We start from the raw sequence: 6,333 nt of genomic DNA, 5'->3' as shown, positions 1-6,333 counted from the left end.
TTATACCTAAAGGTACTAACTTTAACAATATATCTCATCAATACATTAGAAAGTTACAGATAGACTTGAATAATAGACCTAAGAAATGTTTAAATTACTTGACACCTAATGAAGTACATTTTGGTATCTCTATAAACATTGAGAATACAATCTAGCTTATTTTAAGTAAATACATCCATCTATGCTATATGATAGCTTTATATTGATTTTAAGACAATTGGAGATTATCTTCTTGCTCATTTTGATTAATAATAAGTTATTCTTTTTCTTGTTGTATTGTTTGAGGGTCTTCTAAAGAAATTTTACCAAAATGGCCAGCTCTAAAATCATGGACAATATTTTTAGCTGCTTGTTTTACATTGTAGTTGGTTTTTGTGGCAGAAATATCTTTAATTATTTCTTGAGGATGCTTTTCTAAGAAATCTTGCTCAGTTATGAAATTATATTGCGATAAGAAATTTTTTGTATTTTTCTGTTTGAGAAACTCTATAAGATAGTATGCGGTGGCTTCGTAGTCCATAGCTGTATCACGAATAGAGCCTATACTTGCAATTCTATAACCACTAGCTTCACTTTTAGGGCTAGGGAACATAATTCCTGGAGTATCAAAAATCATGAAATTTTTGCTAATATCAATACGTTGTTGAAGTTTAGTTACAGCGGGTTCATTTCCTGTTTTAGCAACTTTACGACCAGCGAGCTTATTTATCATTGTTGACTTTCCAACATTAGGTAATCCAAATATAATAGCTCTTGTAGGTTTTAAGACAGTTCCTCTTGAGGGACATTTTTTCTGGGCTAACTCAAGTATTCTTTTTACTATATTTTTATCTTGTAAAGTATTAACTGCGATAGCACTTCCTTTGTAAAAATCAAGCCACTGTTTAGTTATTTGAGGATCAGCTAGATCACTTTTTGACAAAATTCTTATTATGGGTTTGCCACCAACAATATCTTCTAAAACATGATTACTACTAGAGTCAGGAATACGTGCATCAACTATTTCAATAGCAATATCAGTGGAAGGCATTTTTTTGCGAAACTCTTTGGTAGCTTTATGCATATGCCCAGGAAACCAATGTAACATTGTGGATAAAAAATATAAATTTGGTTAATATAGAGTGTGATTTTACCCATTGGAGAAACTATATGCAAAGTTATATTATAAAAGGTGCCAAAATTTATGCTCATAATGGTTTTGAACATAAGGATATTGTAATCAAAAACAATGTTATAAGCGCTATAGATGAAGATATAAAGGCATCTGAATATGACTTGCCCATAATAGAGCTAAGTTCTGATGATTATGTAATTCCTGGATTTATAGATATCCATATACATGGGTCAAGGGGAGCAGATATTATGGATGCTGATATAGATGCGTTACAGACAATATCAAAATCACTATATAAGCAGGGAGTTACTAGTTATCTTGCTACAACAATGACAGCTTCAAACGACCATATTTTAAGAGCAATGAATGCAATCAAATCTTATAATTCACATCAACATACGGACAGTTCAAAAATTGTTGGGGTTCATTTAGAGGGTCCATTTATATCTCCTGGTAAAATTGGAGCGCAGAATCCAAATTATTTACAGCAGGCAGATGTTACTAAGATGGCAAGTTGGCATAATGCTTGTAATAATTTAGTCAAGAAAATAACAATTGCTCCAGAAATAGAAAATGCTAAGCAAGTTATAGATTTTTGTAATAATCATAATATTGTCAGTTCGATTGGTCACACAAGCTGTACTATGGCACAAGCTCTAGAAGCTATAGATCATGGATGTTCGCACGCTACACATTTATTCAATGCAATGAGTCCTATAGATCACCGTAACCCAAGGGCTGCTACGGCTTTACTGATGTCAAAAAAAGTTTTGGCAGAATTAATAGTTGATGGTATACATCTTCATCCAGATATGGTCAAGTTTACTTATGAAATCAAAGGTAGTGATAATATTGCTCTAATTACTGATGCAATGTCAGCACAATGTGCCGGAGAGGGTGTATTTGATCTTGGTGGTCAAAAAGTAATTGTTAAAGATGGTCAAGCAAGATTAGAAAATGGTGTGTTAGCAGGAAGTGTGTTAACAATGAATAAGGCTTTAGAAAATTTTATTAAATTTACAAACTGTAGCTTACATGATGCAGTTAAGCTGACAAGTACAAATCAAGCTAAATCTTTAGGTTTTAAAAAAGGTGAGATCAAAGTCGGTTATGATGCTGATTTTGTAGTTTTAGATAAGTATTATCAAATCAAACAGGTTTTTAATTAGAAGATGAATTTTTTAATAATAGATACTTCGAGTAAATACTGTTCTGTGGTATTATCCGTAAATGGTCAAGTATATAACGATACTAGAGAAATTCCTCGTCAACACAATAAATATGTACTAGAAATGATTAAAGGTGTCTTTGATAGTTCTTGTACTGATATCAAGTCGCTAGATTTTATAGCTTATGGTGTTGGACCTGGTAGTTTCGTCGGAGTAAGACTTGCAGCAGCAGTCTCTCAAGGTTTTGCAGTCGGTTTAGATATTCCTGTGGTAGGATTCTCGAGCATGTTTGCGCTAGCCAAAAGTACACCAACAACATCAGAAAAAGTAGCTGTGATTCTCGATGCTAAAATGGGTGATTTTTATTTGGGATTTTATAATTTGCAAACAAATCAAATAATTTCTGAGAATGTTTATAAACTTGAGGAATATTCGAAAGAGCTATATTTAGGTTATGAATTGGTTGGGGAATCTATTACTGAGCTAGAAATAATCAATGAGGATTTTAAGATTGATTTAGGTGATGTTATAGATTATGTCGTTGACAAGTACCAAAAGCAAAAATCAAGTCAAAGTTTAACTCAAGAAACTTTTCCAGTTTATTTGAGAGGGACTAGTCACTGGAAAGCTAAAGGAGAGTGATTTTATGTGTAGATGGTTAATGTACCATGGTGATAAAATTAAAATGAGTGATTTGTTGGTAGATCCTGAGAATTCGCTCATACACCAAAGTATACATTCATCTCAAGGTGCTGTTTCTGTTAATGGAGATGGTTTTGGTATTGGTTGGTATACAAGTTTACATAAAGAACCAGGAGTTTTTAAGGATTCATTACCAGCTTGGAATAATCAAAATTTGATATCTATAGCTAAACATATCAAAAGTAGAAACTTTATGGCACATATTCGGGCAAGTACTATAGCTCCAACATCTCGAGTAAATTCTCATCCATTTGTATTTGATAATCATCTTTTTATGCATAATGGCGCTATAGGTGATTTTGATGATATTCGTCAAGAGATTGAGCAACATATTAAACCACAGTATTTTAAAGCAAGATTTGGATCTACTGATTCAGAAGCTATTTTTCTATTGGCTTTGTCAAATGGTATGGATGATAATCCAACTTCAGCTATAGCTAAATCTATTGAGCAAATAACTAATATCCAAGCTCAAAATGGTCTAAAAGAAAAGGTCAAAGCAAGTATCGCATATTCAAATGGGCATACATCATATTCGCTAAAAATGTCTACCATTGGTAACGAACCATCGTTATACTATATAAGTTATAAAGATATTATAGAAACTCTAAAACTGTCAAAAAAGCAAAAACTCAAAAATGGATATCTGGTACTATCAGAGCCCCTAGTTGATTCTGACTTGTACACATATATAGACAATTATTCTTGCATTGAGATTAAACATAATGAGTTTAAAGTAGAAAAGTTATAAGGAACTAAAATGGCATCACTAAACACAAAGATTCAGAATGTTTCGACTTCACCAATTAATGCAATGGCAGCATTAGCAAAACAAATAAAAGATCAGGGGCATGATGTTATTTCACTCGCTATCGGAGAGCCAGGCTTCAGTACTCCTGATATCATAAAACAAGCTGGTATAGAAGCTATCAATAATAATATTACAAAATATACCAATGTTGATGGTCTTAAGGAGCTGCGAGAAGCAGTTTCAGCTAGATATAAAAGAGAGTATGGCGCTGATTTTGCTGCTGATCAAATCTGTATAACATCAGGAGCTAAGCATAGTTTACACAATATATTTAACTGTATTTTAGAAGAGGGAGATGAAGCTATTTTCTTTGCGCCTTATTGGGTGTCATATCCGGATATGATTGCTCTTACAGGAGCAAAGCCGATTGCAGTTAAAACTAAGTTTGAGAATAGTTTTGAGATAGATGTTACAGACCTAGAAAAGCATATTACAGAAAAAACAAAGGCTGTTATTATTAACTCGCCAAATAACCCAACGGGATTAATTTATTCAAGAAAATGTATTGAAGATTTGGCTAATTTACTCAGAAAATATCCTAATATTTGGATAATTGGTGATGATATATACGATCAGCTTTATTTTAATAATAAAATTACTCTAATAACAGAAGTAGCTCCTGATTTAGCAGATAGATATGTAATCGCTAGTGGAGTTTCAAAAAACTTTGCAATGACAGGATGGAGAGTTGGTTTTACTATTGCTCCGAAACTACTAAATGATGCAATGAAAAAATTCCAATCACAATCTGCTACATGTGCTTGCTCTATATCTCAATATGCAGCTATTACCGCTATGGAAATGCCGGCTAAAGATTTGCAATACTTTGTTGACTTATACAAGCAAAAAGAACAGTTTGTTGCAAAGTGTTTGAAAGAGATGCCGTATATTAATGTGAAAAGCGCTGATAGTACTTTTTATCTTTTTCCAGATATTCGTGATTTAATCAAGCACACGAGCTTTAGCAGTGATATGGAGTTATGTAATGCATTGCTTGAAGAAGAGTATATTGCAATGATGCCAGGAACAGCATTTGGTTTGTCTGGATTTGCTAGAATAAGCTGCGCAAATGAAATGCCAGAGTTAGAAGAGGCTATGAGTAGACTTTCTAAGTTTGTTAATCGACATCTTTCTAAATGATTTTTAGTCCATAAATTTTCTTAAATTGTAATCTTATACATTCAAAACTTTACTAAATATTTTCGACTCTAAAGCTTATACCTGCTAAAATCAATGTATTATTTCTATTGTGAAGCTTTTATGAAAAAATGTGGTTATATTTCAATTATTGGTAGGCCAAATGTTGGTAAATCAACGTTACTGAATAACATACTAAAATATAAAGTTAGTATTACTTCACGTAAACCTCAGACAACAAGACATCAAATAACTGGGATTAAAACACTTGGAGACACTCAGTTTATCTATGTTGATACTCCAGGTATTCATATAGATGAGCCTAAAGCGATTAATAAGTTTATGAATAAAGCCGCAACAGCTATGGTAAAGGAAGTTGATGTGATTTTATTTGTAGTTGAGTTAGGTAAATGGACTGAGTTAGAGGATAATATAGTAGAGAAATTAAAATACTCGCAAGTTCCAATATTTTTAGTAGTTAATAAAGTTGATAAGAAAAAGTCATTAGAAGCATCAATGTTTATTGAGTCTATTAAAGAGAAATTAAGCTTTTATGATGTGATATATGTATCTGCCAAGCAAGGACATAATGTCAATGAGCTAGAGTCAAGAATAGAGAAGCTTTTGCCTGAATTAGAATATTTTTTCTATGAAGATGATCAAATCACCGATAGAAGCATTAAGTTTATGGTTACTGAAATAATTCGTGAAAAAATTATGCGAACTATAGGTAATGAAGTACCATATCAAATAACTGTAGAAATAGATAGCTATAAGGTTGATCAAGAAAAAAATATAGTTGATATTTATGCTAGTATTCTTGTCGAAAGAGATAGTCAGAAAGGTATAGTTATTGGAGCAAAAGGAGCCAAACTTAAAAAAATAGGTACTGATTCTCGTATAGATATCGAAAGATTAGTTGGTATGAAAGTCAATCTTAAAACACATGTTAAAGTAAAAAGTGGCTGGTCAGATGATGAAAGAGCTCTGAAGTCACTTGGATATGATCTAATCTAAATGTTTGTTATATGCAGCGATTAGAAATCAAAAAGTCGCAAAAATATAGAGTAATCGTTTATTCTTGTTTGATATTTCTAACAAGTTTCGTGATTGGACTTATCATAATCAAAACATTATTTTTTATTTAGGAGTATTTTTAATTTCATTATCAATATTTTTTGAATCTCAACTAAATAGACAAATAATCGAAGCGATTGTATTACCAAATGAATCAGATAATGAATGCTAGATTGTATTCTCAATGTTTATAGAGATACCAAAATGTACTTCATTAGGTGTCAAGTAATTTAAACATTTCTTAGGTCTATTATTCAAGTCTATCTGTAACTTTCTAATGTATTGATGAGATATATTGTTAAAGTTAGTACCTTTAGGTATAA

The 6,333-nt window shown here is 31.9% G+C and carries 7 protein-coding genes and 2 pseudogenes; 7 read left to right on the top strand and 2 right to left on the bottom strand.

The features are described 5' to 3' along the window. Positions 1-155 (top strand): annotated as a pseudogene (locus tag F8C69_RS11480) (IS30 family transposase); the annotation flags it as partial. 101 nt (positions 156-256) lie between these two features. Here F8C69_RS11480 and ylqF read toward each other — a convergent pair. Further along, positions 257-1,087 carry a ribosome biogenesis GTPase YlqF gene (ylqF, locus tag F8C69_RS08430; RefSeq protein ID WP_159184873.1) on the bottom strand — a complete coding sequence of 277 codons (831 nt, stop codon included), beginning with the start codon at positions 1,085-1,087 and terminating at the stop codon, positions 257-259. A gap of 62 nt (positions 1,088-1,149) precedes the next feature. Here ylqF and nagA point away from each other — a divergent pair, with 62 nt between their 5' ends. The 6 genes from nagA to F8C69_RS10810 all read left to right on the top strand — a co-directional run bounded on the left by nagA (position 1,150) and on the right by F8C69_RS10810 (position 6,182). Continuing rightward, positions 1,150-2,283: an N-acetylglucosamine-6-phosphate deacetylase gene (gene nagA, locus F8C69_RS08425; protein ID WP_159184872.1), complete on the top strand. Its 1,134-nt coding sequence runs from the start codon at positions 1,150-1,152 to the stop codon at positions 2,281-2,283. 3 nt (positions 2,284-2,286) lie between these two features. Then, positions 2,287-2,925, top strand: a complete 639-nt coding sequence (tsaB, locus tag F8C69_RS08420) for a tRNA (adenosine(37)-N6)-threonylcarbamoyltransferase complex dimerization subunit type 1 TsaB (protein WP_159184871.1) — start codon at positions 2,287-2,289, stop codon at positions 2,923-2,925. A gap of 4 nt (positions 2,926-2,929) precedes the next feature. Beyond that, positions 2,930-3,736 (top strand): class II glutamine amidotransferase, encoded by an 807-nt coding sequence (locus F8C69_RS08415; protein ID WP_159184870.1) that lies wholly within the window; start codon positions 2,930-2,932, stop codon positions 3,734-3,736. A gap of 9 nt (positions 3,737-3,745) precedes the next feature. Next, entirely contained in the window at positions 3,746-4,936 is a 1,191-nt protein-coding gene (locus tag F8C69_RS08410; RefSeq protein ID WP_159184869.1) for a pyridoxal phosphate-dependent aminotransferase, read from the top strand. Positions 4,937-5,056: 120 nt separating this feature from the next. Further along, positions 5,057-5,950 carry a GTPase Era gene (era, locus tag F8C69_RS08405; RefSeq protein ID WP_159184868.1) on the top strand — a complete coding sequence of 298 codons (894 nt, stop codon included), beginning with the start codon at positions 5,057-5,059 and terminating at the stop codon, positions 5,948-5,950. Positions 5,951-6,014: 64 nt separating this feature from the next. Continuing rightward, positions 6,015-6,182 carry a hypothetical protein gene (locus tag F8C69_RS10810; protein ID WP_236352419.1) on the top strand — a complete coding sequence of 56 codons (168 nt, stop codon included), beginning with the start codon at positions 6,015-6,017 and terminating at the stop codon, positions 6,180-6,182. On the opposite strand, the pseudogene F8C69_RS11475 reads toward F8C69_RS10810, so the two are convergent. Further along, positions 6,179-6,333 (bottom strand): annotated as a pseudogene (locus F8C69_RS11475) (IS30 family transposase); the annotation flags it as partial. The gene F8C69_RS10810 and the pseudogene F8C69_RS11475 overlap by 4 nt on opposite strands.

Origin of the sequence: Francisella noatunensis subsp. noatunensis, from assembly GCF_009823375.1 — a bacterium.
In the GTDB taxonomy this organism is placed as follows: domain Bacteria; phylum Pseudomonadota; class Gammaproteobacteria; order Francisellales; family Francisellaceae; genus Francisella; species Francisella noatunensis.
Note: the sequence above shows the minus strand (reverse complement) of the source record. Positions and strands in the feature narration are given on the sequence as shown.